Source organism: Pantoea sp. EA-12 (genome assembly GCF_030053355.1).
GTDB lineage: Bacteria > Pseudomonadota > Gammaproteobacteria > Enterobacterales > Enterobacteriaceae > Pantoea > Pantoea vagans_C.
In genome coordinates, this window is the sequence record NZ_JASGBY010000014.1 from 71,638 (window position 1) to 97,812 (window position 26,175).

The 26,175-nt window shown below is 54.4% G+C and carries 21 protein-coding genes and 4 tRNA genes; 20 read left to right on the plus strand and 5 right to left on the minus strand.

All coding sequences use genetic code 11. From position 1 onward, the window contains the following. Positions 1-55 precede the first annotated feature (55 nt). Positions 56-2,116 (plus strand): AsmA family protein, encoded by a 2,061-nt coding sequence (locus tag QMZ30_RS19395; protein WP_283228635.1) that lies wholly within the window; start codon positions 56-58, stop codon positions 2,114-2,116. Here the strand turns inward: QMZ30_RS19395 and ppiC are convergent, their stop codons facing one another. Further along, positions 2,117-2,398 (minus strand): peptidylprolyl isomerase PpiC, encoded by a 282-nt coding sequence (ppiC, locus tag QMZ30_RS19400; protein WP_034827827.1) that lies wholly within the window; start codon positions 2,396-2,398, stop codon positions 2,117-2,119. It abuts the gene before it with no gap. A gap of 181 nt (positions 2,399-2,579) precedes the next feature. On the opposite strand from ppiC, the gene rep reads away from it, so the two are divergent. Further along, positions 2,580-4,601, plus strand: coding sequence for a DNA helicase Rep (gene rep, locus QMZ30_RS19405; protein WP_058970338.1), 2,022 nt, complete (start codon positions 2,580-2,582; stop codon positions 4,599-4,601). Between the two features lie 158 nt (positions 4,602-4,759). On the opposite strand, the gene gppA is transcribed toward rep, so the two are convergent. Then, positions 4,760-6,244, minus strand: a complete 1,485-nt coding sequence (gene gppA / locus QMZ30_RS19410; protein WP_283228636.1) for a guanosine-5'-triphosphate,3'-diphosphate diphosphatase — start codon at positions 6,242-6,244, stop codon at positions 4,760-4,762. Positions 6,245-6,251: 7 nt separating this feature from the next. Next, a complete protein-coding gene (gene rhlB / locus QMZ30_RS19415; RefSeq protein ID WP_039329190.1) occupies positions 6,252-7,547 on the minus strand; it encodes an ATP-dependent RNA helicase RhlB in 1,296 nt (431 codons plus the stop codon). Positions 7,548-7,663: 116 nt separating this feature from the next. Here rhlB and trxA point away from each other — a divergent pair, with 116 nt between their 5' ends. The 18 genes from trxA to QMZ30_RS19505 all read left to right on the plus strand — a co-directional run bounded on the left by trxA (position 7,664) and on the right by QMZ30_RS19505 (position 23,245). Beyond that, complete coding sequence (gene trxA / locus QMZ30_RS19420; RefSeq protein ID WP_039329191.1) at positions 7,664-7,996, plus strand: thioredoxin TrxA; 333 nt, start codon at positions 7,664-7,666, stop codon at positions 7,994-7,996. 344 nt (positions 7,997-8,340) lie between these two features. Continuing rightward, complete coding sequence (gene rho / locus QMZ30_RS19425; RefSeq protein ID WP_039329193.1) at positions 8,341-9,600, plus strand: transcription termination factor Rho; 1,260 nt, start codon at positions 8,341-8,343, stop codon at positions 9,598-9,600. A gap of 278 nt (positions 9,601-9,878) precedes the next feature. Then, positions 9,879-10,955 (plus strand): UDP-N-acetylglucosamine--undecaprenyl-phosphate N-acetylglucosaminephosphotransferase, encoded by a 1,077-nt coding sequence (gene wecA, locus QMZ30_RS19430; RefSeq protein WP_039329289.1) that lies wholly within the window; start codon positions 9,879-9,881, stop codon positions 10,953-10,955. A gap of 35 nt (positions 10,956-10,990) precedes the next feature. Beyond that, positions 10,991-12,040 carry an ECA polysaccharide chain length modulation protein gene (wzzE, locus tag QMZ30_RS19435; RefSeq protein ID WP_283228637.1) on the plus strand — a complete coding sequence of 350 codons (1,050 nt, stop codon included), beginning with the start codon at positions 10,991-10,993 and terminating at the stop codon, positions 12,038-12,040. Between the two features lie 10 nt (positions 12,041-12,050). Next, positions 12,051-13,175 (plus strand): non-hydrolyzing UDP-N-acetylglucosamine 2-epimerase, encoded by a 1,125-nt coding sequence (gene wecB, locus QMZ30_RS19440; protein ID WP_283228638.1) that lies wholly within the window; start codon positions 12,051-12,053, stop codon positions 13,173-13,175. Between the two features lie 2 nt (positions 13,176-13,177). Beyond that, positions 13,178-14,437 carry a UDP-N-acetyl-D-mannosamine dehydrogenase gene (gene wecC, locus QMZ30_RS19445; protein ID WP_283228672.1) on the plus strand — a complete coding sequence of 420 codons (1,260 nt, stop codon included), beginning with the start codon at positions 13,178-13,180 and terminating at the stop codon, positions 14,435-14,437. Continuing rightward, positions 14,434-15,510: a dTDP-glucose 4,6-dehydratase gene (gene rffG, locus QMZ30_RS19450; RefSeq protein WP_283228639.1), complete on the plus strand. Its 1,077-nt coding sequence runs from the start codon at positions 14,434-14,436 to the stop codon at positions 15,508-15,510. Before wecC ends, rffG begins: the two co-directional genes overlap by 4 nt. A gap of 23 nt (positions 15,511-15,533) precedes the next feature. Then, on the plus strand, positions 15,534-16,415 hold the full coding sequence (rfbA, locus tag QMZ30_RS19455) for a glucose-1-phosphate thymidylyltransferase RfbA (protein ID WP_283228640.1): 882 nt from the start codon (positions 15,534-15,536) through the stop codon (positions 16,413-16,415). Continuing rightward, complete coding sequence (gene rffC / locus QMZ30_RS19460) at positions 16,393-17,091, plus strand: dTDP-4-amino-4,6-dideoxy-D-galactose acyltransferase (protein ID WP_283228641.1); 699 nt, start codon at positions 16,393-16,395, stop codon at positions 17,089-17,091. Before rfbA ends, rffC begins: the two co-directional genes overlap by 23 nt. Beyond that, positions 17,088-18,218, plus strand: a complete 1,131-nt coding sequence (gene rffA, locus QMZ30_RS19465) for a dTDP-4-amino-4,6-dideoxygalactose transaminase (protein WP_283228642.1) — start codon at positions 17,088-17,090, stop codon at positions 18,216-18,218. Before rffC ends, rffA begins: the two co-directional genes overlap by 4 nt. Then, the gene (gene wzxE, locus QMZ30_RS19470) at positions 18,218-19,471 is read left to right on the plus strand and encodes a lipid III flippase WzxE (protein ID WP_283228643.1); all 1,254 of its coding nucleotides are present in this window, start codon (positions 18,218-18,220) and stop codon (positions 19,469-19,471) included. Before rffA ends, wzxE begins: the two co-directional genes overlap by 1 nt. Continuing rightward, positions 19,468-20,538, plus strand: a complete 1,071-nt coding sequence (wecF, locus tag QMZ30_RS19475) for a TDP-N-acetylfucosamine:lipid II N-acetylfucosaminyltransferase (protein ID WP_283228644.1) — start codon at positions 19,468-19,470, stop codon at positions 20,536-20,538. The genes wzxE and wecF overlap by 4 nt, the downstream gene beginning before the upstream one ends. Next, positions 20,535-21,878, plus strand: coding sequence for an ECA oligosaccharide polymerase (gene wzyE, locus QMZ30_RS19480; protein WP_283228645.1), 1,344 nt, complete (start codon positions 20,535-20,537; stop codon positions 21,876-21,878). The genes wecF and wzyE overlap by 4 nt, the downstream gene beginning before the upstream one ends. A gap of 18 nt (positions 21,879-21,896) precedes the next feature. Next, positions 21,897-22,631, plus strand: a complete 735-nt coding sequence (gene wecG / locus QMZ30_RS19485) for a lipopolysaccharide N-acetylmannosaminouronosyltransferase (RefSeq protein WP_283228646.1) — start codon at positions 21,897-21,899, stop codon at positions 22,629-22,631. Between the two features lie 158 nt (positions 22,632-22,789). Beyond that, positions 22,790-22,866 (plus strand) — tRNA-Arg (locus tag QMZ30_RS19490). A gap of 88 nt (positions 22,867-22,954) precedes the next feature. Continuing rightward, positions 22,955-23,030, plus strand: a tRNA-His gene (locus QMZ30_RS19495). 15 nt (positions 23,031-23,045) lie between these two features. Beyond that, positions 23,046-23,132: transfer RNA gene (locus tag QMZ30_RS19500), tRNA-Leu, on the plus strand. 36 nt (positions 23,133-23,168) lie between these two features. Continuing rightward, a tRNA-Pro gene (locus QMZ30_RS19505) sits at positions 23,169-23,245 on the plus strand. 580 nt (positions 23,246-23,825) lie between these two features. Here QMZ30_RS19505 and hemY read toward each other — a convergent pair. Both hemY and hemX read right to left on the minus strand, forming a co-directional pair. Further along, positions 23,826-25,022, minus strand: a complete 1,197-nt coding sequence (hemY, locus tag QMZ30_RS19510) for a protoheme IX biogenesis protein HemY (RefSeq protein WP_283228647.1) — start codon at positions 25,020-25,022, stop codon at positions 23,826-23,828. A gap of 2 nt (positions 25,023-25,024) precedes the next feature. Continuing rightward, on the minus strand, positions 25,025-26,155 hold the full coding sequence (hemX, locus tag QMZ30_RS19515) for a uroporphyrinogen-III C-methyltransferase (RefSeq protein WP_039329219.1): 1,131 nt from the start codon (positions 26,153-26,155) through the stop codon (positions 25,025-25,027). Positions 26,156-26,175 lie beyond the last annotated feature (20 nt).

The following is a 26,175-nucleotide window of genomic DNA, read 5'->3' on the forward strand; positions in this document are numbered from 1 at the left end:
CCGTGACGTCTCGACTACAGTTAGTTGAGACGTGGAAGGGCAAGGAGGAAGCATAATGTCACGCACAGGAAAGATCCTGAGTTGGGTTTTCGGGATTTTATTATTACTGATTGTGGTGGTCGTGGTGATTATCGCCACCTTCGACTGGAACCGCCTCAAACCGACTATCAACCAAAAAGTCTCGGCTGAACTGAATCGACCTTTCGCCATTCGCGGCGACCTGGGCGTTGCCTGGGTGCGCAATCGCGAAGAGCCTGGCTGGCGCAGTTGGGTGCCATGGCCGCAGGTGCATGCCGATGACATTATGCTCGGTAACCCTCCCAATATTCCCGATGTCACCATGGTGCACTTGCAGCGCGTTGAAGCCACGCTTGCGCCGCTGGCATTGCTGCATCATGAGGTTTATCTGCCGTGGATCAAGTTGCAGTTGCCGGACGCACGCTTGGTACAAACCGCCGATAAAAAGAATAACTGGACCTTCAACTTAGCCAGTAGTGCTAATAGCGATGCCAACGCACCGCCTTCAGCCTGGTCATTCCGTCTCGATAACATCCTGTTTGACAAGGGGGAAGTGCGCTATCGCGATGCCATCAATAAGGCCGATGTCACAGTCACTATCAACCCGTTGGGTAAGCCGCTGCCTTATGCTCAAGTCGCTGGCGGTAACGATCAGCAAAAAGGCGCGGGTGATTTTGTTTTCGGCTGGCAGGCAAACGGTACCTATAACAACCAGAAGCTGGAGGGGGAGGGCAAAATTGGCGGCATGCTATCGCTGCGCAGCAAAACGACCCCTTTCCCGCTGCAGGTCGATGTGCGTAACGGCACGACGCGGGTGCGTGTTGATGGCACCCTGCAGGATCCGCTCAACCTCGGTGGCTTAGATGTGCGCCTGCGTTTTTCTGGCGACACCCTGGCGAATTTGTATGGTTTGACCGGCGTGCTGCTGCCGGATACGCCGCCGTATGAAACTGATGGTCACCTGATTGCGCGCTTTAATGAGGAAAAAGGGCCGCTGTTCCAGTATGAGAAGTTTAACGGCCATATTGGTGATAGTGATATTCATGGCTCGTTGACCTATCGTCAGGCAAAACCGCGCCCGACCCTGACCGGTGAGCTGAGCTCGAATCAGCTGCGTATGGCGGATTTAGGGCCGCTGATCGGGGTTAACTCAGGCAAAGGCAGTGAGAAAACCCAGCAGGCCAAAGCACAGCGCGGCGACGCCTCAACGCAACCGGCGGACCGTGTGCTGCCACATGACAAGTTCGATACCAAAAGCTGGGATGTGATGGATGCCGATGTGAAGTTCAGCGGCAAACGCATCGAACACAGCAGCAAGCTGCCGCTCAGCGATCTCTACACCCATCTTCAATTGAAGAACGGCGATCTACTGTTAGATCCGCTGCGCTTTGGCATGGCGGGCGGCAGTATCAATTCCACCTTGCATCTGGAAGGGGATAAAAGTCCGATGCGCGGTCGAGCTGATTTACACGCGCGTAAATTGCAATTGCGTCAGCTGTTCCCGGATGTTACCGCGATGCAGCGTAGCCTGGGGCAGTTGAATGGTGATGCGACCCTGAGCGGTACCGGGAATTCGGTGGCGGATTTGCTGGGTACCAGTAACGGCGAGCTGAAGTTGTTGATGAACGATGGCTTGATCAGCCGCAGCCTGATGGAGATTGCCGGATTAAACGTCGGCAATTATGTGGTCGGTAAGCTGTTCGGTGATGATGAAGTGCGCATCAACTGCGCGGCCACCGATCTGAATATCCGTCAGGGCCTGGCCACACCGAAGGTGTTTGTGCTGGATACCGAAAATGCGGTGATCAACGTCACCGGCAACGTCAACTTCGCCAATGAGCGGATGGATTTGTCGATTAACCCGGAGAGCAAAGGCATTCGTATTATCACCTTGCGTTCGCCGCTCTATGTGCGCGGCACCTTTAAAAATCCTGATGCGGGTGTGAAAGCGGGGCCGTTGATTGCGCGCGGTGCGGCAGCCGTTGCGCTGGGTGCCGTGGTGGCACCGGCTGCGGCGCTGCTGGCACTGATTTCGCCCAGCGATACGGATGCGAATCAGTGCAGTAACGTGTTGCAGCAGATGAAAAGTAAAAAGTGATCAGTTACGCCACAGCACTTTGATGATGTGGTAGCCGAAAGCGGTTTTCACCGGTCCGTAAGGTTGCAGCAGCGGGCAGGAGAAGACCGCTTTATCAAAGGCGGGGACCATCTGCCCTTTACGAAATTCCCCTAAATCGCCACCGTTGCGGCCCGAAGGGCAAGTGGAGTGTTTTTTAGCCAGCTGCTGAAAGTTTGCGCCTTTCTCCAGCTGTGCCAGCAAGGATTTGGCCTGCGCTTCATCCTTGACGAGGATGTGTAAAGCCGCCGCGGTTTTCGCCATGATGGAGTCTCTGTATGTATGTATAATGTCCGGCGCATTATAGCCTAATGCGGCTGCTCTCTGCTGTAGGGTCGCCATTTTTGGCGACCTGGTAGTGAGGTGCGCATGAATGCACATCCTACGGGATAGCGGCAGGCTTTTTGTTCCCCATTCTTCTGATACAACTGAGTGAAATTCCGTTATGCGTTTAAACCCCGGCCAACAACGTGCTGTCGAATTCGTCACCGGTCCTTGCCTGGTGCTGGCCGGTGCGGGCTCAGGTAAAACCCGTGTTATCACCAATAAAATCGCCCACCTGATCCGCGAATGCGGCTATCAGGCTCGGCACATCGCGGCGGTGACCTTTACCAATAAAGCCTCGCGTGAGATGAAAGAGCGTGTGGCACAAACGCTGGGGCGTAAAGAGGCGCGCGGCCTGATGATTTCGACATTCCATACATTGGGTCTGGAGATCATCAAACGCGAATATAAAGCGCTGGGGATGAAAGCCAGTTTCTCACTGTTCGACGACCAGGATCAGCTGGCACTGTTGAAAGACCTCACCCAGCAGTGGCTGGAAGAGGACAAAACCCTGTTACAGCAGCTAATCTCCACTATCTCCAACTGGAAGAATGACCTGGTGGATCCGCAGGGTGCAGCAGGGCTGGCGAAATCGCAGCGTGACCAGATTTTCGCCCATTGCTACCAGCTGTACGATCAGCACCTGAAATCCTGCAACGTGCTGGATTTCGATGATTTAATTGCGCTGCCTACGCTGCTGCTGCAACGCAACCAGGAAGTGCGCGAACGCTGGCAGCAGCGCATTCGCTACTTGCTGGTGGATGAATATCAGGACACCAACACCAGTCAATATGAGCTGGTCAAGCTGCTGGTCGGCAGCCGTGCGCGCTTTACCGTGGTGGGTGATGATGACCAATCGATCTACTCATGGCGCGGTGCGCGTCCACAAAATCTGGTGTTATTAAAAGAGGATTTCCCTGCGCTGGAAGTGGTGAAGCTGGAGCAAAACTACCGCTCGACGCAACGCATTCTGAAGTCTGCCAATATCCTGATTGCCAACAACCCGCACGTGTTTGAGAAGCGATTGTTTTCCGAACTGGGGCAAGGCAGCGAATTGAAAGTGCTGAGTGCCAACAATGAGGATCATGAGGCGGAGCGTGTCGCGGGGGAGCTGATTGCCCACCACTTCATCAATAAGACCGCCTACAAAGATTACGCGATCCTCTATCGTGGCAACCATCAGTCGCGCGTGTTTGAAAAGCAGCTGATGCAGAACCGTATTCCCTATCGTATCTCTGGCGGCACCTCGTTCTTCTCGCGCCCGGAAATTAAAGATTTGCTCGCTTATCTGCGAGTACTGACGAATCAGGAAGATGACAGCGCCTTCTTGCGTATCGTCAACACGCCGCGCCGTGAAATTGGCCCCGCCACGCTGCAAAAGCTGGGTGAGTGGGCCAATCTGCGCAGTAAGAGTTTGTTCAATGCCAGTTTCGATATGGGACTGGAGCAGACGCTGAGTGGACGCGGTCTTGAGCACTTGCAGCGGTTTACACACTGGCTGAATGACATTATCCAACTGACCGAGCGTGAACCGGTGAATGCCGTGCGTGACCTGATTCGCGGTGTCGACTACGAAAGCTGGTTGTTTGAAACCTCACCAAGCCCTAAAGCGGCTGAAATGCGCATGAAGAACGTCAACACGCTGTTCCAGTGGATGACGGAAATGCTGGAAGGTGACGAGCTGAATGAGCCGATGACGCTGGCGCAGGTGGTCACCCGTTTTACGCTGCGTGACATGATGGAACGCGGTGAAAGTGACGAAGAGAGCGATCAGGTGCAGCTGATGACGCTGCACGCCTCGAAAGGACTGGAGTTCCCGTATGTGTATCTGGTCGGTATGGAAGAGGGGCTATTGCCGCATCAAAGCAGCATCGACGAGAACAACATCGAAGAAGAGCGTCGTTTGGCGTACGTAGGCATTACCCGTGCGCAGAAAGAGCTGACGTTTACCCTGTGCCGCGAGCGCCGTCAGTATGGTGAGCTGGTGCGCCCGGAGCCGAGTCGTTTCCTGCTGGAGCTACCGCAGGATGATGTGGTGTGGGAGCACGAGAAAAAAGTGGTGAGCGCGGAAGAGCGCATGAAGACCGGCCAGTCGCGAGTCGCTGGATTACGCGCGATGCTGGATAAGGCGAAAAAGGGTTAAATCCCCAGCCGTACGTTCAGGCCTGGCCTCAAGCGAGAGCCGTTGCGAGCGTGGCGGAGGCAAGGCGAAAAGTTCCCGGCAAAGCGGAGTTTACAGGCCGTAAATGAGCATTTGACGGGAGCTTTTCAACGCAGCATCAGCAAGCGCAGCCGGTTCGATCAAGAGATAGTAAGTAGCCAGTGTACGTAGGACTGATAGTGACTCTCCTGTTCTAACAACTCAGCTCGCAGCGGATGAGCATCCAGCCAGCCAGCGGGCAGCGTCAAATGCAGTGCATCATCATCGGCCTGTAAACGTACCGCGGGCAGCGTGTCATCGCGACGGCGACTGGAGAAGATAATCGCCAGACGTAACAAGCGACTCAAACGTTCAGCCATGCGCGGTGGTACGGCGTTCTGTTGCGTCAACAAGCCCAGATCGATACTGCCGCTCTGGTTTTGCAGCATACAGGCCAACATTTTTTTCTGGGCGGGAGTAAAGCCAGGAAGGTCGAGATGACGAATCAGATAAGCGGCGTGCTGTGGCGCCTGACGAAAATCGACGCTCAGGCCAATTTCGTGGATAGAACAGGCACTTAATAGCAGGTCACGACATCGGTTATCCAGCTTCCAACTGCTGCTCACCTGGCGGAAAAAGCTCTCTGCCAACTGACGCACGCGGCCGGCTTGTTCCACATCAATGGAGAAGCGGCGCTGGACGTTCTGCAATGTTCGACTGCGGATATCGCGATCGATCGGTAGATGCAGCATGCCGTACACCAAACCTTCGCGAAGCGCACCACCGGCCAACGTCATGCTGTCGATATTGAGTTCGTGGAAGATGGCGATGAGAATGGAAAGGCCACTTGGGAACACCAGAGCACGCTCCAGCGTCAATCCTTCAATTTCCAGTTCTTCCAGCTTCCCGCACTGAATGGCGCGCTGTTTTAACTGCTGCAGCTTACTCAGGGTGATGCGTTCATCCATCCCCTGCGCCACCATGATTTCCTGCAGTGCCTGCACGGTGCCGGAGGCGCCCACGCAGATCTGCCAGCCATTTTCCCGCAGGGCGGCAGAGACTGGGCGAATAATCTCGCGCGCCGCCCGTTCGGCCTGCTCGAAATTCTCTTTCGCCAGATGGCGATCGCCAAAGTAACGTTCCAGCCAGGTGACGCAGCCCATCGACAAGCTAAACAGCGTGGTCGCGTGCGAACCTTCACCGGTGACCAGTTCGGTACTGCCTCCGCCGATATCCACCACCAATCGCTGATCGGAACCGCCGGTGGTATGGGCAACGCCTTGATAAATCAGACGCGCTTCTTCCTCGCCGCTGATGACATTCACCGGGCAGCCCAGAATCTCTTCAGCAGTGGTCAGGAAATCTTGTGCATTTTCGGCAATACGCAGCGTCGCGGTTGCCACCACGCGGATTTGCTCAGGCGGGATGTCTTGCAATTGTTCGGAGAAAAGCTTTAGACATTGCCATCCGCGCTGCATCGCTTCGATGGAGAGCTGATTGGCTTTGTCCAGCCCGGCAGCCAGGCGCACTTTGCGTTTAATCCGCGCAACGGTCTGAATACTGCCGGATACCTCGCGCACCACCAACATATGAAAGCTGTTAGAACCTAAATCAATCGCAGCATAAAGTGACGATGCGCTCAGCATGGTGTGCTTAACTCGAACGTTTACGGTTGTTATTACGCGGTGCACCGCTCCGACGGTTACTGTTGTTTCCGCCACGGCGTGGGCCATTACCTGAACGGCTGCGCTGCAGGCGTTTAGGCGGAGGCAGTTCACTCATCAGTGCTTCGCTGTTGTACTTGCTCACCGGAATGCCGTGGCCGATATACTCTTCAATCGCAGGCAGGTTCAGGGCGTACTCTTCACAAGCCAGGCTGATTGAGTGTCCGCTGGCACCGGCACGACCGGTACGGCCAATACGGTGAACGTAGTCTTCGCGGTCGTCAGGCAGATCGTAGTTGAACACGTGGGTGACGGCAGGAATGTGCAGACCGCGTGCGGCAACATCCGTTGCGACCAGGATATCGACATCACCTTTGGTGAAATCATCCAGAATGCGCAGACGTTTCTTCTGAGCCACATCCCCTGTCAGCAAGCCCACGCGGTGACCATCAGCGGCCAGGTGGCCCCAGATATCTTCACAGCGGTGTTTGGTGTTGGCGAAAATAATGGCGCGATCTGGCCATTCTTCTTCCAGCAAGGTTTGCAGCAGACGCATCTTTTCTTCATTAGAAGGATAGAAAAGTTCTTCTTTGATGCGGTGGCCTGTTTTCTGCTCAGGCTCAACTTCAACGTACTCGGCGTTGTTCATGTGTTCAAACGCCAGTTCACGTACGCGGTAAGAAAGGGTCGCGGAGAACAGCATGCTCAGACGCTGGGTGGCCGGCGGCATGCGGCGGAACAGCCAGCGAATATCTTTAATAAAGCCGAGGTCGAACATGCGGTCGGCTTCATCCAGGACCATGACCTGAATCGCACCGAGATTGACATGATTCTGTTTAGCATAATCGATAAGGCGTCCGGTGGTGCCCACCAGAATATCGACGCCTTCCGCTAACACTTTCAGCTGTTTGTCGTAGCCGTCGCCACCGTAGGCAAGGCCCAACTTCAGACCTGTCACCTGCGACAGTTGCTCAGCATCGGCGTGAATCTGCACCGCAAGTTCACGCGTAGGGGCCAGGATCAGCGCGCGCGGCTGGTTGATCTGGCGGCCTTCGGCGGCTGGATGAGAAAGAAGATGATGAAACGTTGACGTCAGGAACGCCATCGTTTTGCCCGTACCGGTTTGCGCCTGACCCGCAACATCACGCCCTGAAAGCGCAAAAGGCAATGCGAGCGCCTGGATAGGCGTGCAGTTATGAAAGCCTTTTTTATCAAGGGCTTCCACTACCTGTGGGTGCAGGGCGAAGTCGGAAAACTTCTGTTCAGTTAAGTGTGTTTTGCTCATAGTGTGGTAGAATATCAGCTTACTAGCGCTTTACGAAAGCGTATCCGATGAAATAAAGTCATCCTACGTTGGTATATTTTACGCCAATTCGCCAGGCACAATCTTTGGAGTTAAACATGAGCAGCGATAAAATCGTTCACTTGACCGATGACAGTTTCGACACCGACGTGTTGAAAGCAGAAGGTGTCACTCTGGTAGATTTCTGGGCTGAATGGTGTGGTCCTTGCAAAATGATCGCCCCCATTCTCGACGAAGTCGCAGAAGAGTACGAAGGTAAGCTTACCATCGCCAAGTTGAACATTGATGACAACCCGGGCACTGCGCCTAAGTACGGCATTCGTGGTATCCCGACACTGCTGCTGTTCAAGAACGGCGAAGTGGCTGCGACCAAAGTCGGCGCCCTGTCTAAAGGTCAGCTGAAAGAGTTCCTGAACGCTAACCTGGCCTAAGTCCAGCGCGGTGTTGTTCCGCAGTGGTGAATTTTTTCGCCACTGCTGGACGTCCTCTTTCAGGCGTGTTAAGTTGACCTTACTGCATTACGCACTTACCTTGTAGTTTGCATCTAAAGTTTTCCCTTGTCAGACCCTGCTCGCATTGAACGTTATCGTGGTTTGGCAATCTGATGACTAGCACATTCGGCATCACCTTTCGACCGTCTCTTCGTTTCCTATCGCCACACCTGACGATAATCGTCGAGTAGAGTTGAAAAAGAGCCATTAACAGGCATGGAATTTTTGCCATACCACTCACGACAATCATTTCGAGAATTACCCCGAGTTTAAGAACCCTCACTATGAATCTTACCGAATTAAAGAATACGCCGGTTTCTGAGCTGATTACCCTCGGCGAAAATATGGGTCTGGAAAACCAGGCACGTATGCGCAAGCAGGATATTATTTTCTCTATCCTGAAGCAGCATGCCAAAAGTGGCGAAGACATCTTTGGTGATGGTGTGCTGGAGATATTGCAGGACGGATTTGGTTTCCTCCGTTCTGGAGACAGCTCCTACCTCGCCGGTCCCGATGATATCTACGTTTCTCCCAGCCAAATCCGCCGCTTCAACCTCCGCACTGGTGACACCATTTCTGGCAAAATTCGCCCACCAAAAGAGGGTGAACGTTACTTTGCACTGTTGAAAGTTAACGAAGTTAACTACGACAAGCCGGAAAACGCGCGTAATAAGATTCTGTTCGAAAACCTCACGCCACTGCACGCAAACAATCGTCTGCGTATGGAGCGCGGTAATGGCTCAACCGAAGATTTGACCGCACGTGTACTCGACCTGGCTTCGCCAATTGGCCGTGGCCAACGTGGTCTGATCGTGGCACCACCGAAAGCCGGTAAAACCATGCTGCTGCAGAACATTGCGCAGAGCATTGCTTACAACTACCCGGATTGCGTGTTGATGGTGCTGCTGATTGACGAGCGTCCGGAAGAAGTGACCGAGATGCAGCGTCTGGTAAAAGGCGAAGTGATTGCTTCTACCTTTGACGAACCAGCATCACGCCACGTTCAGGTTGCTGAGATGGTGATCGAGAAGGCTAAGCGCCTGGTTGAGCATAAAAAAGACGTTATCATCCTGCTTGACTCCATCACTCGTCTGGCCCGTGCTTATAACACCGTGGTTCCCGCTTCCGGTAAAGTCTTGACCGGTGGTGTGGATGCTAACGCCCTGCACCGTCCAAAGCGTTTCTTCGGTGCGGCACGTAACGTGGAAGAGGGCGGCAGCCTGACCATCATCGCGACCGCGCTGGTTGATACCGGTTCGAAGATGGATGAAGTGATTTACGAAGAATTTAAAGGTACAGGTAACATGGAACTGCACCTGTCGCGTAAAATTGCGGAAAAACGTGTGTTCCCGGCTATCGATTACAATCGCTCCGGTACCCGTAAAGAAGAGCTGCTGACTTCTCAGGAAGAACTGCAGAAGATGTGGATCCTGCGCAAAATTATCCATCCAATGGGTGAAATCGACGCGATGGAGTTCCTCATCAATAAACTGGCGATGACCAAAACCAATGATGAATTCTTCGATATGATGAAGCGTTCATAAGTTGGCGAACGTGAATCGCTAAGCGAAGCGATTCGGTCGCACACTTTGCCAGGATTTATTGCTAACGCCACGTCTTAACGTGGCGTTTTTCATTTATGGGCATTAGGATTAGCCCAGTCAGGAAGCATTATGATGATTGTGCCAGAAAGGTGCTGCTTTATTCAGCAATCAGACTTTTCGCAGGCAGAATTCGGACAAAGGATATACGGCAATGGCAAGGATCTTGCTTATTGTTGTCGATGATTTTAGCTGAGAGCGTTAACGTGAATTTACTCACTATGAGTACTGAGCTGGGTTTAGTTTTTCTTTTTACCTTAGTGTTCCTATTTTTTGCTCGCAAAGCAGCTAAAAAAATTGGGCTGGTGGACACGCCTAATTCAAGAAAACGACACCATGGCGCCATTCCCTTAGTGGGCGGGATTTCCGTTTATGCGGGGATCTGCTTTGCTTTCGCTATTTCAGATTATTATTTGCCCCATGCCTCACTCTATCTTGCGTGCGCAGGTGTGCTGGTGCTGGTCGGTGCACTGGACGATCGCTTCGACATCAGCGTTAAAATTCGCGCGTTAGTGCAGGCAGCCGTCGCCATTGTGATGATGGTCGGTGCCAAGCTGTATCTGTTGAGCCTCGGCTTTATCATCGGTCCTGTGGAGTTGGTTGTCGGGCCTTTTGGCTATGTGCTCACACTGTTTGCCGTCTGGGCAGCGATCAACGCCTTCAATATGGTTGATGGGATTGACGGCCTGCTGGGGGGCCTTGCCAGCGTCACTTTTGCGGCGATGGGCATCATCCTCTATTTCGACGGTCAGACCAGCCTCGCGATGTGGTGCTTCGCCATGATTGCGGCCACTATTCCCTATATCTTATTGAACCTTGGTCTGATTGGTCGCCGCTATAAAGTGTTTATGGGCGATGCTGGCAGCACCATGATCGGTTTTACCATTATCTGGATTCTGCTGGAAACCACGCAGGGCCTGAGTCATCCGATTACCCCTGTCACAGCATTGTGGCTGATTGCCATTCCGTTAATGGACATGGTGGCCATTATGTATCGCCGCTTACGTAAAGGCATGAGCCCGTTTTCTGCTGACCGCCAGCACATTCACCATTTGATCATGCGCGCAGGTTTTACTTCACGTCAGGCGTTTGTGTTGATCACCGTGGCCGCCGCGATTTTGGCAGGCATTGGCGTATTGGGTGAATACCTTGCCTTCATCCCCGAGTGGGTGATGCTGGTGTTGTTCCTGATGGCATTCTTCCTTTACGGCTATTGCCTGAAACACGCCTGGCGTGTGGCACGCAAAATCCGTCGCATAAAACGTCGCTGGCAAAGTAGCAGCGAAGATAAAAAATAAATTACCCGATCAGTACCCGGATAAGGACTTTTGTTATGACCTCTGTGGTTGTGGAGAACGAACTGGATGTGCGCGGCCTGGGCTGCACGCTATGGCGCGGCAAGCGCTGGATTATCGGCTGTGCGCTGCTGTTTGCCATGCTGGCGTGGCTGGCATCGATGTTGATGAGACAAGCGTGGAGCACCACGGCGGTGACCGATCGCCCAACGGTGAATATGCTGGGCGATTTCTTCGTGCAGCAGCAGTTTCTCAATAATCTTGATGTGCGCACCAATACGCTCAATCTCAATACGCCGGCCCCTACGGTGATGGATGAGGTGTATCAGGAGTTCACCATGCAACTGGCCTCCTGGGATACGCGTCGTGACTTCTGGCAGCAAACCGAGTACTACAAAAGCCGCAAAAGTGGCAACGCCCACAACGACGCAGCTCTGCTCGACGACATGATCACCAATATCCAGTTCACGCCTGCGGATGCGGCGCACAACACGCTGGATAACATCAAACTGATTGCCGAAACTGCCAGCGACGCCAACAATTTACTGCGTCAATACATCGCCTATGCCAGCGAGCGTGCGGCGCGTCATCTCAATGCCGAGCTGAAAGGTGCATGGCAGGCGCGCAGTGCACAACTGCTGGCGCAGGTGAATCGCCAGCAGGAAGTGGCGCAGTCGGTGTTTGACCGCCAGCGTCAACGTATTGAACAAGCATTGAAAGTGGCCAGCCAGCAGGGCATCAAAGAGAATCGCGCACCTGCCACCGGTGAAGCGCTGCCCGATAGCGACCGGTTCCTGTTGGGTCAGCAAATGCTGCAGGCGCAGTTGGATACGCTACAGGCGAGCGGTCCCGCTTACGATTTAAGCTATGATCAAAACAGGGCGATGCTGGGTACGCTGCAAGCGGGCGCGCGTTTGGACAAACCGTTCCAGACTTATCGCTACCTGCGCACCCCGGAAGAACCGGTTTCGCGCGACAGTCCGCGCCGGGTGTTTATGATGATCATGTGGGGCGTGATCGGTGCGCTGGTGGGTTCAGGTGTCGCGCTGGTGCGCCGTCCTCGTTCAACGTTACCAACCAGCCATTAAGAGAAGCCACGTGAAAGTTCTGACCGTATTTGGCACACGTCCTGAGGCGATCAAAATGGCTCCGCTGGTGCAGGCACTGGCGGAAGATCCTGCGTTTGACGCCCGCTTATGCGTGACGGCGCAGCATCGTGAAATGCTCGATCAGGTGCTGCGGCTGTTCAAGCTGCAACCTGATTACGATCTCAATATCATGCGCCCGGAGCAGGGGCTGACAGAGATTACCAGCCGTATTTTGCAAGGTATGAAAACGGTGTTGGCCGATTTTCAGCCCGATTTAGTGTTGGTGCACGGGGATACCACCACCACTTTCGCTGCCAGCCTGGCCGCGTTTTACCATCAGATTCCGGTCGGGCATGTGGAAGCGGGTTTACGCACCGGCAACCTGATGTCGCCTTGGCCGGAAGAAGCCAACCGCACCTTGACCGGGCATTTAGCCAGTTACCACTTTACGCCAACGGAAAATTCACGACAGAACCTGCTGCGCGAAAATCTCCCCGATGCGCGTATTTTTGTCACCGGTAATACGGTGATTGATGCGTTGCTGTGGGTGCGCGATCGCGTGTTGGATGATGTCGATCTCAATGCGCGCTTAGCGGCACGCTATCCGTTCCTGGACGCCGAGAAGAAACTGATTCTGGTCACCGGCCATCGCCGTGAAAGTTTCGGTGGCGGCTTTGAACGCATTTGCAGCGCACTGGCGCAGATTGCGCGTCAGCATCCGCAGGCGCAGATTGTCTATCCTGTCCATCTCAATCCTAACGTCAGTGAGCCGGTTAACCGCATTCTCAGCGGTATCGACAATATCATCCTGATTGAGCCGCAAGAGTATTTGCCGTTTGTCTGGCTGATGAACCGTTCCTGGCTGATTCTGACTGATTCCGGCGGCATCCAGGAAGAGGCCCCTTCGCTGGGCAAACCGGTGCTGGTGATGCGTGACACCACTGAGCGTCCGGAAGCGGTGGATGCCGGTACGGTGAAGCTGGTTGGCACTGACGTGAATCGTATCGTCGCAGAAGTCAGCGTGTTGCTACAGGATGATGACGCCTGGCAGGTCATGAGTCGTGCACATAATCCGTACGGCGATGGTCAGGCCTGCGCGCGCATCTTGCAGGCACTCAAACAATACAGAGCATAATGATGAGTCTTAATACCATTTCCGTTATCGGACTGGGCTACATTGGGCTGCCAACGGCAGCTGTTTTTGCCTCAAAGGGAAAGCGCGTGATCGGCGTGGACATCAATGTTCGCGCGGTCGACACCATTAACCGCGGTGACATCCACATTGTTGAACCCGAGCTGGGTGATGTGGTGCGGGACGCCGTGCTGGCCGGTCATCTGCGTGCGACAACTCAGGCTGAAGCCGCCGATGCCTACCTGATCGCCGTGCCCACGCCTTTTATCGGCGATCATCAGCCCGATCTCAGTTATGTGCAGGCGGCGGCGCTGTCGATTGCACCGGTGCTTAAAGCGGGTGATCTCGTTATTCTGGAATCCACCTCTCCGGTGGGAACCACGGAACAAATGGCAGCATGGCTGGCTGAGTCACGCCCCGATCTGCGTTTTCCGCAGCACGGTGATGACTGCAACGTGTTTATCGCTTACTGCCCCGAGCGCGTATTGCCCGGCAAAGTGATGGTTGAACTGCTGGAAAACGATCGGGTAATCGGCGGCATGACGCCTGCCTGTTCGGCACGTGCCAGTGAGCTGTATCGAATCTTCTTGCACGGTGAATGTGTTGAAACCAATGCCCGCACCGCCGAGATGTGCAAACTCACTGAAAACAGCTTCCGCGATGTGAACATCGCTTTCGCCAACGAGCTGTCGCTGATTTGTGCTGAACAAGCGATCAATGTGTGGGAGCTGATTGCGCTGGCGAACCGCCATCCTCGCGTCAATATTTTGCAACCCGGCCCCGGCGTTGGCGGCCACTGCATCGCGGTCGATCCTTGGTTTATCGTGGCGCAGAACCCTGATTTGGCGCGCTTAATCCGCACGGCGCGTGAAGTGAATGATGCGAAGCCGACCTGGGTGCTGGATCAAGTCAAACAGCAGCTTGCCGAATGTCTGACCGCCAGCGGCAAGCGCGCGAGCGAAGTGACGATTGCCTGCTTTGGTCTGGCATTCAAACCCAACATTGACGATTTGCGCGAAAGCCCAGCCATGACGGTGGCGTATCTGATTGCGGAATGGCACAGCGGCCCGACGCTGGTGGTGGAGCCGCATATCGAAGAGATCCCCGCGCGCCTGGCGCAAGAGGCCACGCTGGTTTCAACTGAAAATGCGCTGCAACAGGCGGATATTCTGGTGATGTTGGTCGATCACGCCCAATTCCGCGCGATTGACGCGAGCCGCATCGCGCAGCCGTGGGTCGTCGATACTAAGGGTGTCTGGCGATGAAACAGTTCCTGGTCACCGGAGGCGCCGGATTTATCGGTTCTGCGCTGGTGCGTTTCCTGATTGAGCAGACTGACCATCGTGTCGTGGTGGTGGATAAACTCAGCTATGCCGGGAATTTAGCCTCTCTGGCACCTGTGCAGCAGAGTGCGCGTTTTGCTTTTGAACAGGTTGATATCTGCGATCGTGCTGAACTGGACCGCGTCATGGCACAGCATCAGCCTGATTGCATTATGCATCTGGCGGCTGAAAGTCACGTCGACCGTTCGATTGATGGGCCAATTGCCTTCGTCGAAACCAATATTGTCGGCACCTATCAGTTGCTGGAAGCGGCACGCCATTACTGGAATGTAATGGACGATGAGCGCAAGAAAGGCTTCATTTTCCACCATATTTCCACCGACGAAGTGTTTGGCGATTTGCACGGTAGTGATGATTTCTTTACTGAAACGACACAGTACGCACCGAGTAGTCCTTATTCCGCCACTAAGGCCAGTAGCGATCATTTAGTTCGGGCCTGGCTACGCACTTATGGCTTGCCGATTATCGTCACCAACTGTTCCAACAATTATGGTCCTTACCATTTTCCAGAAAAGCTGATTCCGCTCACCATCATCAATGCGCTGGCGGGCAAACCGCTGCCGGTGTATGGCAATGGCAGCCAGATTCGTGACTGGTTGTACGTTGAAGACCACGCGCGCGCGCTCTATAGCGTGGTGAGCAACGGCAAAGTCGGGGAAACCTACAATATTGGCGGGCACAACGAACGCCGTAATATTGAGGTGGTGGAAACGCTGTGCGATTTGCTAGACGAGCTGGCACCGCAGCAGCGAGCGGCACACCTGACGCGCTATCGCGATCTGATTACTTTTGTCACTGACAGGCCAGGTCACGATCAACGTTACGCCATTGATGCCAGCAAAATTGCGCGTGAGTTGGGATGGACGCCACAGGAAACCTTTGAAAGTGGCATTCGTAAAACCGTGCAGTGGTATCTGGCCAATCCGTCATGGTGGCAGGCGATTCTCAACGGCAGCTATCGTGGTGAGCGGATGGGTTTAGCCACTCCGCGCTAAAGCGTCATTCAGGAGAAGCATCGATGAAAGGTATCATTCTGGCAGGGGGATCGGGCACGCGTTTACATCCCATCACCCGTGCTATCTCGAAGCAATTGCTGCCGGTATACGACAAACCGATGATTTACTATCCGCTGTCGGTGCTGATGTTGGCGGGTATTCGCGAGATCCTGATCATCACGACCCCGGAAGACCGAGCGCATTTTGAGCGTCTGCTGGGGGATGGCAGCGAATTCGGGCTGCAACTGCAGTTTGCCGAACAACCCAGCCCGGATGGATTAGCGCAGGCATTTATTATCGGTGAAGATTTCATTGGTGATGACAGCTGCTGTCTGGTGCTGGGCGATAACCTCTATTTTGGTCAAGGCTTCAGCCCTAAACTGAAAAAAGTAGCCGCGCGCAGCACGGGGGCCACAGTCTTTGCCTATCAGGTCATGGATCCTGAACGTTTTGGTGTCGTTGAGTTTGATGATGACTTTAACGCGCTTTCAATTGAGGAAAAGCCAAAGCAACCCAAATCTCGCTGGGCAGTGACAGGACTTTATTTCTACGACAACCGCGTGGTGGAGTTTGCCAAACAGGTGCAGCCCTCTGAACGGGGAGAACTGGAAATTACCGCCATCAACCAAATGTACCTTGAGCAGGGTGAATTATCGGTTGAGTTACTCGGGCGCGGTTTTGCCTGGCTGGATACCGGTACGCACGACAGCTTGATTGAAGCGAGTATGTTTGTGCAGACGGTTGAAAAACGGCAGGGCTTTAAGATTGCCTGTCTGGAAGAGATTGCGTGGCGCAATGGCTGGCTCAGTGACGATCAACTGCTGGCGGCTGCCCAGGCGCTGACTAAAACCGGCTACGGCCAATATCTGCTGGATGTTCTCCATGCCCGTCCGCGTCAGTATTAATCCCCTTACGTGGGAGAGCGATTTTTTTGGCGTAAACAGTGCCCGCGTGATGCTGGATGGCGAACTCTCCCTTGAGGAAGCGCTGCAGCAGCCTGCTACGCTGTGGCAGGCCAAAGTGCCTGCCGAGCGCATTGAGGTAATTGATGCTCTGAGCCAGCAGGGTTTTCAGCTGGTTGAGGGGGAAGCGGATCTCGCGCTCAATATTAAACGCACCGAACGGCAAATGGGTGTGCGTATTGCGCGTGAAGCACAAATCCCGGCACTACGTGAGGCGGCTTCGCAGGCATTTCAGCTGAGTCGTTTTCGTGCCCCTTGGTTCAAACCTGAGGACAGTGGTCGCTTCTACGCGCAGTGGATTGAGAATGCTGTGCGCGGCACCTTTGATCATCAATGCCTGGTGGCCAGCGATGAGAGTGGCGCATTGCAGGGATTTGTCTCGATGCGAGAAGTAGAAGGCGATGCACGCATTGGCCTGCTGGCCGTATTGCCGCATGCCCAGGGCCAGGGAATCGGACAACGTTTGTTGCTGGCTGCCGCAGACTGGGGCCGTGTGCGCCAACTTGAACGCCTGCGTGTGGCCACGCAACTCAGTAATCTTACGGCGATGCGCCTCTATTTACGCAGCGGTGCAAGGCTTGAAAGCACTGCTTACTGGTTTTACAGGAATGCCTCATGATCCCATTTAATGCGCCTCCGGTTGTAGGCAGCGAAGTTGAATATATGCAGTCGGCGATGGCCAGCGGCAAACTGTGCGGTGATGGTGGCTTTACCCGACGCTGTCAGCAGTGGATGGAGCAACATTTTGGCAGTAAGAAAGTCCTGCTGACGCCGTCATGCACTGCCTCACTGGAAATGGCCGCGATACTGATCGATATCCAGCCCGGTGATGAAGTGATCATGCCGAGCTATACCTTTGTTTCGACCGCTAACGCCTTCGTGCTGCGCGGTGCGACCATTGTGTTTGTGGATGTGCGTCCTGACACTCTGAATATCGACGAAACCCTGATCGAAGCGGCGATTACTGCCAAGACCCGCGCAATTGTCCCGGTGCATTACGCGGGCGTAGCTTGCGAGATGGACAGCATCATGGCGCTGGCGGCGAAGCATCAGCTGTTTGTGATTGAAGATGCGGCACAAGGCGTGATGTCCCAGTACAAAGGGCGTGCGCTGGGCACTATTGGGCATATTGGCTGCTTTAGCTTCCATGAAACCAAAAACTACACTGCCGGGGGTGAAGGGGGCGCGACGCTGATCAACGATGCGAAGTTGGTCGAACGTGCCGAGATTATCCGTGAAAAGGGCACCAACCGTAGCCAGTTCTTCCGTGGGCAGGTGGATAAATACACCTGGCGCGATATCGGTTCGAGCTATCTGATGGCGGACCTGCAAGCCGCCTACTTGTGGGCACAGCTCGAAGCGGCTGAGCGCATCAACCAGCAGCGCTTGCGACTGTGGCAGCGCTATTATGATGCGCTGCAACCGCTGGCAGCGGCAGGACGTATCGAGTTGCCGGTGGTGCCGAAGCACTGCCGTCATAACGCCCACATGTTCTATATCAAACTGCGCGATAGCGACGATCGTCAGGCTCTGATTAATTGGATGAAAGAGGCCGAGATCCTCACGGTATTCCACTATATTCCGCTGCACTCTTCGCCTGCGGGCGAGCGGTTTGGCCGCTTCCATGGCGATGATGTCTTCACCACTTCAGAGAGCGAGCGCCTGCTGCGCCTGCCGCTGTTCTATAACTTATCGGACAACAATCAGCGTACGGTGATCAGTTCGCTGCTGAGCTTCTTTGCCTGATGTCGTTAGCAAAAGCCTCGGTCTGGACCGCCTCCTCTACGCTGGTCAAAATTGTCGCCGGTTTGCTGGTGGTGAAACTGCTGGCGGTGAGCTTTGGGCCGGAGGGAATAGGGCAGGCGGGTAACTTCCGTCAGTTGGTCACCGTGCTGGGCGTATTAGCCGGGGCAGGCATTTTTAATGGCGTGACCACCTGTGTCGCGCAGTTTCAGCAGCAGCCCGCGCAACTGCGGGCCGTGACGGGCACGGCATCAACCATGGTGCTGGGCTTCTCCACTTTAGTGGCGCTGGTGTTTTTACTGGCAGCAGGGCCGATAAGCCATGCGCTGTTTGGCCATGAGCAGTACGCGAACGTGGTGCGTATTGTGGCATTTCTGCAGTTTGGCATTGCCTGGGCCAATCTGACACTGGCGTTGCTGAAAGGTTTTCGCGATGCGCGCGGCAATGCGCTGGCGCTGATTGCGGGCAGCCTGGTGGGTGTGCTGGGCTATGTGCTGTGCTGGTGGCTGGGCGGTTATCCCGGTGCGCTGGTGGGTTTAGCTTTGGTCCCGGCACTGTTGGTGTTCCCGGCACTGCTGATGCTGCGGCGTCATCAACAGGTGCTGCCACTGCACTGGCTCAAACCGACGTGGCAGCCTGAACTGGCGCGGAATCTGGCGAAGTTTACCCTAATGGCGCTGATCACCTCGGTCACCCTGCCGGTGGCATGGGTGATGATGCGTAATTTGCTGGCGCAACAGCAGGGATGGGCGCAAGTGGGGTTGTGGCAGGGCGTCACCAGTATTTCTGACGCCTATTTGCAGTTCATCACCGCCACTTTCAGCGTCTGGTTACTGCCTACGCTGGCACGGCTGGAGAGCAAACCACAGATTGCACGTGAGATGGGGCGCGCACTGCGCTTTGTTTTACCTGCAGTGGCGGCTGCCAGTTTTTGTGTCTGGTTGCTGCGCGATGTCGCTATCTGGCTGCTGTTTTCGCCGCAATTTGCCGCAATGCGCGACCTTTTTGTCTGGCAGTTATGTGGCGACGTCTTTAAAGTCGGCGCCTATGTTTTCGGATACCTGGTGATCGCCAAAGCGTCGCTGCGTTTCTATATATTGACGGAAATCAGCCAGTTTGCGCTGCTGACCGCGTTTTCTCATTGGCTGATCCCATTACATGGCACAGCCGGAGCTGCACAAGCCTATATGGCGACCTACGTGCTCTATTTCGCCCTTTGCTGTGGCGCTTTTATGATTTATTGCCGGAAAAAATGACTTTATTTCACGTGCTGGGATCGGATATCCCGCATCACAACCATACCGTGCTGCGCTTCTTTAATGAGGTGATGAGCCGCGAGCTGCCAACAGATGCGCCGCGTCAGTTTATGGTGGTGACTACAACGCCAGAGGCCTTGCAGGTCTACACTGCGCTGCACATTGAAACCTTCACCAGCAAGCGCGCGCTGGCGCAGGCAGTGATTCAGCGCGCGGCTGACCGCGCAACGCGCTTCTTCTTTCACGGGCAGTTTAATCCGCAAATCTGGCTGGCGTTGCTGAGCGGCAAACTGCGGCGTCAGCAGGCGTTCTGGCATATCTGGGGCGCGGATCTGTACGAGGAAGGGCGCGGCATCAAGTATCAGCTGTTTTATCTGCTGCGCCGTCTGGCCCAGCGCCGTCTGGCACATGTGTTCGCCACGCGCGGCGATTTACATGCCTTCCAGCAACGTCACCCCCGTGTGCCAACATCACTGCTCTATTTTCCGACGCGTATGCCAGAAGCTGCAGTCCCCGCTGGGGCGTATGGAGATGATTTTACGCTGCTTTTAGGCAACTCTGGCGATCGCAGTAATCGCCATATTGAGGGGTTGCAGGCGATTCACGCTCAGTTTGGCGATAAGGTGAAGGTGCTGGTGCCGCTCGGTTACCCGGATAACAACCACGCCTATATCGCAGAGATTGCTACCGCCGCACAGCGCCTGTTCCCGCAAGGTCAGGTGAGCTTATTACGCGATAAGATAGATTTTGACACCTATCTGCAATTGCTCAGTGGCTGTCAGCTCGGCTATTTTATGTTCGAGCGCCAGCAGGGGATTGGCACGCTCTGTTTGCTGATCCAGGCCAATATTCCGTTTGTGCTGAACCGCAAGAACCCGTTCTGGCGCGATCTCAGTGAGCAGGGCTTGTCGGTGTTGTTCAGTGAGGATGTGCTGGATGCAGCCCGCGTTGCGGAAGCGCAGCGCCAGTTGGCGCAATGCGATAAATCCTCGATTGCTTTTTTCGCCCCTGGCTATCTGGCAGGCTGGCGCCACGCGCTGACCCTGAGTGAAAGGGAGAGAACATGAGCCTGATGCAGTTTAGTGGTCTGCTGGTGGTTTACCTGTTTTCGTTGGGTTTTATCTTGACCTTAACCTGGCGGGAATTTAAACGGGTGCGCTTTAACTTCCACCTGTTTTTTACCATCCTGTTTTTGCTGACGTTTTACTTCGGTTTTACGCTCACATGCGTGTTGGTTTTCCGCTTCAATGTGGAAGTGGTGCCGCCGGAATTCTTGCTGCAGGCGCTACTGGCCGCCACCAGTTTTTACGCCATCTATTACGTCAGCTACAAAGTGCGATTACGCCCTGTCACTGCGCCGCCGCGTAAACCCTGGCTACAGATGAATCGGGTTGAAACTCATCTCACCTGTTTGCTATTGGCTCTGGTGGCGATAGGCACTGTGACGGTGTTCTTTATGCACAATGGCCTGCTGCTGTTCAGGCTTTCAGCCTACAACCAGATTTTCTCCAGTGAAGTGTCGGGCGTGGCGTTGAAGCGCTTCTTCTACTTCTTCATCCCGGCCATGCTGATCCGCTATTTCCTCAATCCGACACAGCGTCAGTGGCTGTGGTTTTTGCTGGTGTCGGTGGCGTTTGGGTTGCTGACTTACGCGCTGGTGGGGGGCACTCGCGCGAATATCATTATCGCTTTTGCCCTGTTCCTGTTTATTGGCATTACGCGCGGTTGGATTACGCTGTGGATGCTGGTGGGGGCGGGCGTGATGGCGATTGCGGGCATGTTCTGGCTGGCGCTGCGCCGCTACAACCTGGATGTGGTGGGGGATGAAGCTTTCTATACCTTCCTGTATCTAACGCGCGATACCTTCTCACCCTGGGAGAATCTGGCGCTGTTGTTGCAGAACTACGACAAGATTGATTTCCAGGGGCTGGCGCCGATCTGGCGTGACTTCTATGTCTTTATCCCCAGTTGGTTGTGGCCTGGTCGTCCATCGATTGTGCTGAACAGTGCCAACTACTTTACCTGGGAAGTGCTGAATAACCACTCGGGCCTGGCGATTTCACCCACGCTGATCGGTTCGTTGCTGGTGATGGGCGGCGTGTGGTTTATTCCGCTGGGTGCGATTGCCGTGGGCTGGCTGATGAAGGGGTTCGATAACCTCTATCTGCAAGGTCGCGATACGTCAAACCGTTACAGTGGCGCAATCCTGCAGAGCTTCTGCTTCGGCGCAGTCTTTAACATGATTGTGCTGGCTCGTGAAGGGTTGGATGCATTTGGCTCTCGCGTGGTGTTCTTTTGTGTGATTTTTGCTGCCTGTATGGCAGTGGCGAAAATGCTGTACTGGCTGTTAGCGCGTGCGGGACTGATTCGTACGCGCAGCGAGCCGGTGTTTCACAGCCTTTCTTAACCTTTGGGAAGATGATTCATGAAAACCGATAAGCCGCGCTATAACCTGCGCGGCGTCGATCTTCACGCGTTTAATGATATGGCAAGCTTCCTGCATTTCCTGCTGCCTGAGGGACAGCCGCGCAGCGGCACGCTGGTGGCGATGAATGCGGAGAAGATGCTGACTCTGGAAGAGGACGCGCAGTTACGCGCCCTGATTGCTGAGGCAGAATTTAAATACCCTGACGGCATTAGCATTGTGCGCTCATTACGTAAAAAATACCCGGACTTACAGGTGAATCGCATCGCCGGTGCAGATCTGTGGGAAGCGTTAATGGAGCGTGCAGGGCGGACGGGCATTCCGGTGTTTCTGATTGGTGGCCGACAGGCGGTACTGGATGAAACCTGCGACAAGCTGCGTCGCCAGTGGAATGTGAATATCGTTGGCCGCCAGGATGGCTATTTTGCCCCCGCCGAGCGTGAGGCACTGTTTGCACGTATCGCTGCCAGTGGGGCGAAGATAGTCACGGTCGCGCAGGGATCACCGCGCCAGGAGCTGCTGATGCGTGATTGCCGTGAGCGCTGGCCACATGCTCTTTATATGGGCGTGGGTGGCACCTACGACGTCTTTACCGGTCACGTCGCGCGTGCGCCTCGTATTTGGCAGAATCTGGGGCTGGAGTGGCTCTATCGTCTGATTCGTCAGCCTTCGCGCTGGCGCAGGCAGTTAAAGCTGCTGAAATATTTACGCTACCACTGGCGCGGCGATCTCTGATATTGCTGATTTTTTCAGCAATTCCATCCTGTTCTGCAGCAAAACCGCGCTATTTATCGACGGAATGCACAAAGCGTAAGCAAACGCGTTTTTTTTATAAAAAAGCTCTGGACAGTATGAGGCCAAATCCGTAGTATGCCCATCCGCAACGGCGCTACGCGCCCGTAGCTCAGCTGGATAGAGCGCTGCCCTCCGGAGGCAGAGGTCTCAGGTTCGAATCCTGTCGGGCGCGCCATTTAGTTTGTGCGCAAGAGCTTCGGTGGTTTGTTTGACCGCGTTATGCAGTGATTAGTAAGCAGAGATGCTTACGCACCAGAATTATGGTGGCTATAGCTCAGTTGGTAGAGCCCTGGATTGTGATTCCAGTTGTCGTGGGTTCGAGTCCCATTAGCCACCCCAGATTTTGCTGGACATGCGATGGTGGCGGAATTGGTAGACGCGCTAGCTTCAGGTGTTAGTGTTCTTACGGACGTGAGGGTTCAAGTCCCTCCCTTCGCACCAGGCAAAATTACGCGGTAGCGTGAAGAAGTAAAAAATCGGCGAGTAGCGCAGCTTGGTAGCGCAACTGGTTTGGGACCAGTGGGTCGGAGGTTCGAATCCTCTCTCGCCGACCATATTTAAGAAACCTGCTTGAAAAAGCAGGTTTTTTTTCGTCTGTATTTCCCGTCTTATATGTTAAGTCAGAAGGTATTCATTTGAAAATCGATTTGTCGCTATTCTGAGACGCCTATCTTATTGATATTAAACGGCCTTACGTTACCTTAAACAGTATGTCGTTCATCAGCGACAGCCGCGGACGTGATTGTTGCGAAATCACGACACTGCAGGCACCCTGCTCCATTCAATTCATCCTATCTTGCTGATTTAAAATAACTTACCTTGGTATCTGCAATTCTGGCACGCGTTATGCAATAATTATCCTGTAGATGCTCATTCCACCTCTTATGTTTGCTGATGCTACATAAACCTGGGAATGATGCAGAGCCCCTTACGGTATCCGTTGTCCAGCCTGGCAGTATTTGCGCACGCTTTACTGCAGTAAGAAGGACATTACGTTGAGTCGGATACCATCAGTTGTCTGAACGACCTGACTTTACACCTGCTTATGGCAGGTGTTTTTTTTGCGATTCTCTCAGCAACAGGCAAAAAAAAGCCGGGACAAGCCCGGCGTGCACAAAAGTAACAATCGTTAAATCAGGGTGCAGGATTGGTCTTCAGCGTGAGTAACAACCCTTCACGGCGCATTTTAGCGGCGTCTTCCGGGCGATGCAGACGGTCATAGACATCAGCTAACCAGGCGTAATCAAAAGCATCCGGGCGCTGTGCTAAGGCCTGTTGGAAGGCTTCTGCTGCTTGCTGCCACTCACCGTGACGCATCAACATCTGGCCCAGCGTGCTGTGCAGCAGCGGTGTGGCGCCATGCTGTTTGATTTGCTGACGCAGCGCTTTCTCCAGCGACTGCGGATCGCCACTTTTGATGCGCGGCATCAGCAGCACCAGACGATCGTCATACTGGCGTTTCAGCCCTTCCAACACGATGTTTTGTGCCGTATCGGGATCGTCGCACTCAATCAGATGCTCAGCCATTGCCACCTGCAGCGCCGTTTCCTGACGCGTTTTACGGCTCTGGTTTTGCCACCATTTTTTCAGGCCTTCGCTGCCTTGATCGGCCATCGCTTGATTCATCAGACCCAGCCAGGCTTGTTGCTGTAAGGCTTCACGCTGGACTTCGTCATTCACCTGCGATTTTTGCATCGATGGCAGAATATCAAGCAATGAGCCCCATGCGCCGGTGCGAATATAAGCCTGTTCAGCCAGGCGCAAAACTTCAGGATGGCGTGGAGCCACTTCCAGCAAACGGTCAATACCGTGGCGTGCGGCATGATCTTCGTTACGCGCCAGTTGCAGACGAACGCGGGTGATCTCAACCGGTATCGTGTCGTTTTCAGACAGCTCAGACGCGCGCTCCAGATGCTGATTGGCTCGCACTTCGTCACCGCGCTGTTGAGCCGCTTCGGCGGCCAGCAGGTAGTTAGCGACGGGCTGATCGGCATGGTCAGCATTCTTCGACAGCAGTTTTTCTGCCTGTTTGTAGTCACCTTCCGCCAGTTTCATCAGCGCACTTTGCGTGTGACGCTGCGCACTGCGGCGTTTGCGACCGGTAAACCAACCACGCGTACGTGCGCCGGTACGGAACAGACGGCGAAGAACCCATTCAATGAACAGAATCACTAGCAGGCTGAGGATCAAGATGATCACCAGGCCCGTCACACTGGTTTCAACATTCCAGTTATCGGTCTGAATCAGCACATAGCCTTGGTGGCCGGCGATCATCGGCCCCAACACCACACCTGCAATCAGCAGCAGGAAAAGCACCAATACTTTCAGCATGCTTAGCCTCCCTGTTGATCAGCCGGAACCGACGGCTGCGCCAGCAGATTTCTGACGCGGGTCTGCATCAGTTTTTCCAGCAGCGCCTGGCTTTCCAGCGTATCAGGCACATCCATGGCGATGCTCTGCTGGCTGAGTTCATCTAACTGGGCGAGAAACGCTTTGGTGGCAGCATCGTTGGTGTCATACCAGGCGCGCACCCACGTTGATACCGCGTCAATCGACTGTTTGTAGATCTCATCCTGATGGCGTGGTACGGCTTGTGCCGCAATCAACAGACGCGAGCGAATGTTTTCACGCAGATAGACGTCTTGATTCGGCGCCAGCAGCGGTTGTGCGGTGTTGTCACGGCGACGGATGGTGATGAAATCATCCATAAAGTTGTGCCAGCTCTTCACCAGATTCTGACGCCATTCGTGCAGAGAGCTGGACAGCTCGCCGCCGTCAGCATCCATCGGTGCGTCATCGCTGTCATTGTCGGCCAGACGCAGGTTATCCACGCCATTTGACAGCTGATTGAGCTTGAGGATGATGCCGTCATAATCGACCTGGCTCACCGTAGACAATGAACTGATGTCCTGGGTCAGCGCGCGGCGGACGTTCATGACGCTAGGATCGTTCATATCCGCGAGGCTGGTGTCGGCACTTTTCAACAGCGCTGCCGCTGTGGTGACATCCTGATCGCTCCACAGCTTACGGCCCGCCAACTTGACGAGGTAATCCGCTTGCGCCAACAGCCAGGTGCGCGTGTCGTTGCCGGAGATGGTCGCCACTTTATCCCGCAGCGTTTCCAGCTCTTTTGCGCTGTTATCTTGCTGGGTACGCGCTTCATTTAAGGCGGTATTAGCTGCATCCAGCTGTTGGGTTAACTGCTGTTTGTCGCTGCCCAGTTGCTGCTGCAACGCGCTCAGCTGCTCGCTCAGGTTTTGGTTAGTCTGAGCCTGTAAATCGGCCTGGTGTTTCCCATTGAGGTAAAGTCCTGCGCCAATCGCCAGCGCAATCACAATCGCCACTGCACTCAGCACTTTGCCATCGCTTTTTTTATCGCGAGGCTTTTTACCGGCTGGCGTAGGGGAAGTGTCCGCTGGGGTGGTTTCTTCAACCATGGCGGAGGAGGCTTTTTGTTCCGTCATTATGGCTCATCCCATTGTTA

What these genes read in the sequence shown, in the direction of transcription:
- QMZ30_RS19395 (WP_283228635.1), top strand. Translation starts at nt 56, where the DNA reads ATGTCACGCACAGGAAAGATCCTGAGTTGGGTTTTCGGGATTTTATTA.
- ppiC (WP_034827827.1), bottom strand. Translation starts at nt 2,398, where the DNA reads ATGGCGAAAACCGCGGCGGCTTTACACATCCTCGTCAAGGATGAAGCG.
- rep (WP_058970338.1), top strand. Translation starts at nt 2,580, where the DNA reads ATGCGTTTAAACCCCGGCCAACAACGTGCTGTCGAATTCGTCACCGGT.
- gppA (WP_283228636.1), bottom strand. Translation starts at nt 6,244, where the DNA reads ATGCTGAGCGCATCGTCACTTTATGCTGCGATTGATTTAGGTTCTAAC.
- rhlB (WP_039329190.1), bottom strand. Translation starts at nt 7,547, where the DNA reads ATGAGCAAAACACACTTAACTGAACAGAAGTTTTCCGACTTCGCCCTG.
- trxA (WP_039329191.1), top strand. Translation starts at nt 7,664, where the DNA reads ATGAGCAGCGATAAAATCGTTCACTTGACCGATGACAGTTTCGACACC.
- rho (WP_039329193.1), top strand. Translation starts at nt 8,341, where the DNA reads ATGAATCTTACCGAATTAAAGAATACGCCGGTTTCTGAGCTGATTACC.
- wecA (WP_039329289.1), top strand. Translation starts at nt 9,879, where the DNA reads ATGAGTACTGAGCTGGGTTTAGTTTTTCTTTTTACCTTAGTGTTCCTA.
- wzzE (WP_283228637.1), top strand. Translation starts at nt 10,991, where the DNA reads ATGACCTCTGTGGTTGTGGAGAACGAACTGGATGTGCGCGGCCTGGGC.
- wecC (WP_283228672.1), top strand. Translation starts at nt 13,178, where the DNA reads ATGAGTCTTAATACCATTTCCGTTATCGGACTGGGCTACATTGGGCTG.
- rffG (WP_283228639.1), top strand. Translation starts at nt 14,434, where the DNA reads ATGAAACAGTTCCTGGTCACCGGAGGCGCCGGATTTATCGGTTCTGCG.
- rfbA (WP_283228640.1), top strand. Translation starts at nt 15,534, where the DNA reads ATGAAAGGTATCATTCTGGCAGGGGGATCGGGCACGCGTTTACATCCC.
- rffC (WP_283228641.1), top strand. Translation starts at nt 16,393, where the DNA reads ATGCCCGTCCGCGTCAGTATTAATCCCCTTACGTGGGAGAGCGATTTT.
- rffA (WP_283228642.1), top strand. Translation starts at nt 17,088, where the DNA reads ATGATCCCATTTAATGCGCCTCCGGTTGTAGGCAGCGAAGTTGAATAT.
- wzxE (WP_283228643.1), top strand. Translation starts at nt 18,218, where the DNA reads ATGTCGTTAGCAAAAGCCTCGGTCTGGACCGCCTCCTCTACGCTGGTC.
- wecF (WP_283228644.1), top strand. Translation starts at nt 19,468, where the DNA reads ATGACTTTATTTCACGTGCTGGGATCGGATATCCCGCATCACAACCAT.
- wzyE (WP_283228645.1), top strand. Translation starts at nt 20,535, where the DNA reads ATGAGCCTGATGCAGTTTAGTGGTCTGCTGGTGGTTTACCTGTTTTCG.
- wecG (WP_283228646.1), top strand. Translation starts at nt 21,897, where the DNA reads ATGAAAACCGATAAGCCGCGCTATAACCTGCGCGGCGTCGATCTTCAC.
- hemY (WP_283228647.1), bottom strand. Translation starts at nt 25,022, where the DNA reads ATGCTGAAAGTATTGGTGCTTTTCCTGCTGCTGATTGCAGGTGTGGTG.
- hemX (WP_039329219.1), bottom strand. Translation starts at nt 26,155, where the DNA reads ATGACGGAACAAAAAGCCTCCTCCGCCATGGTTGAAGAAACCACCCCA.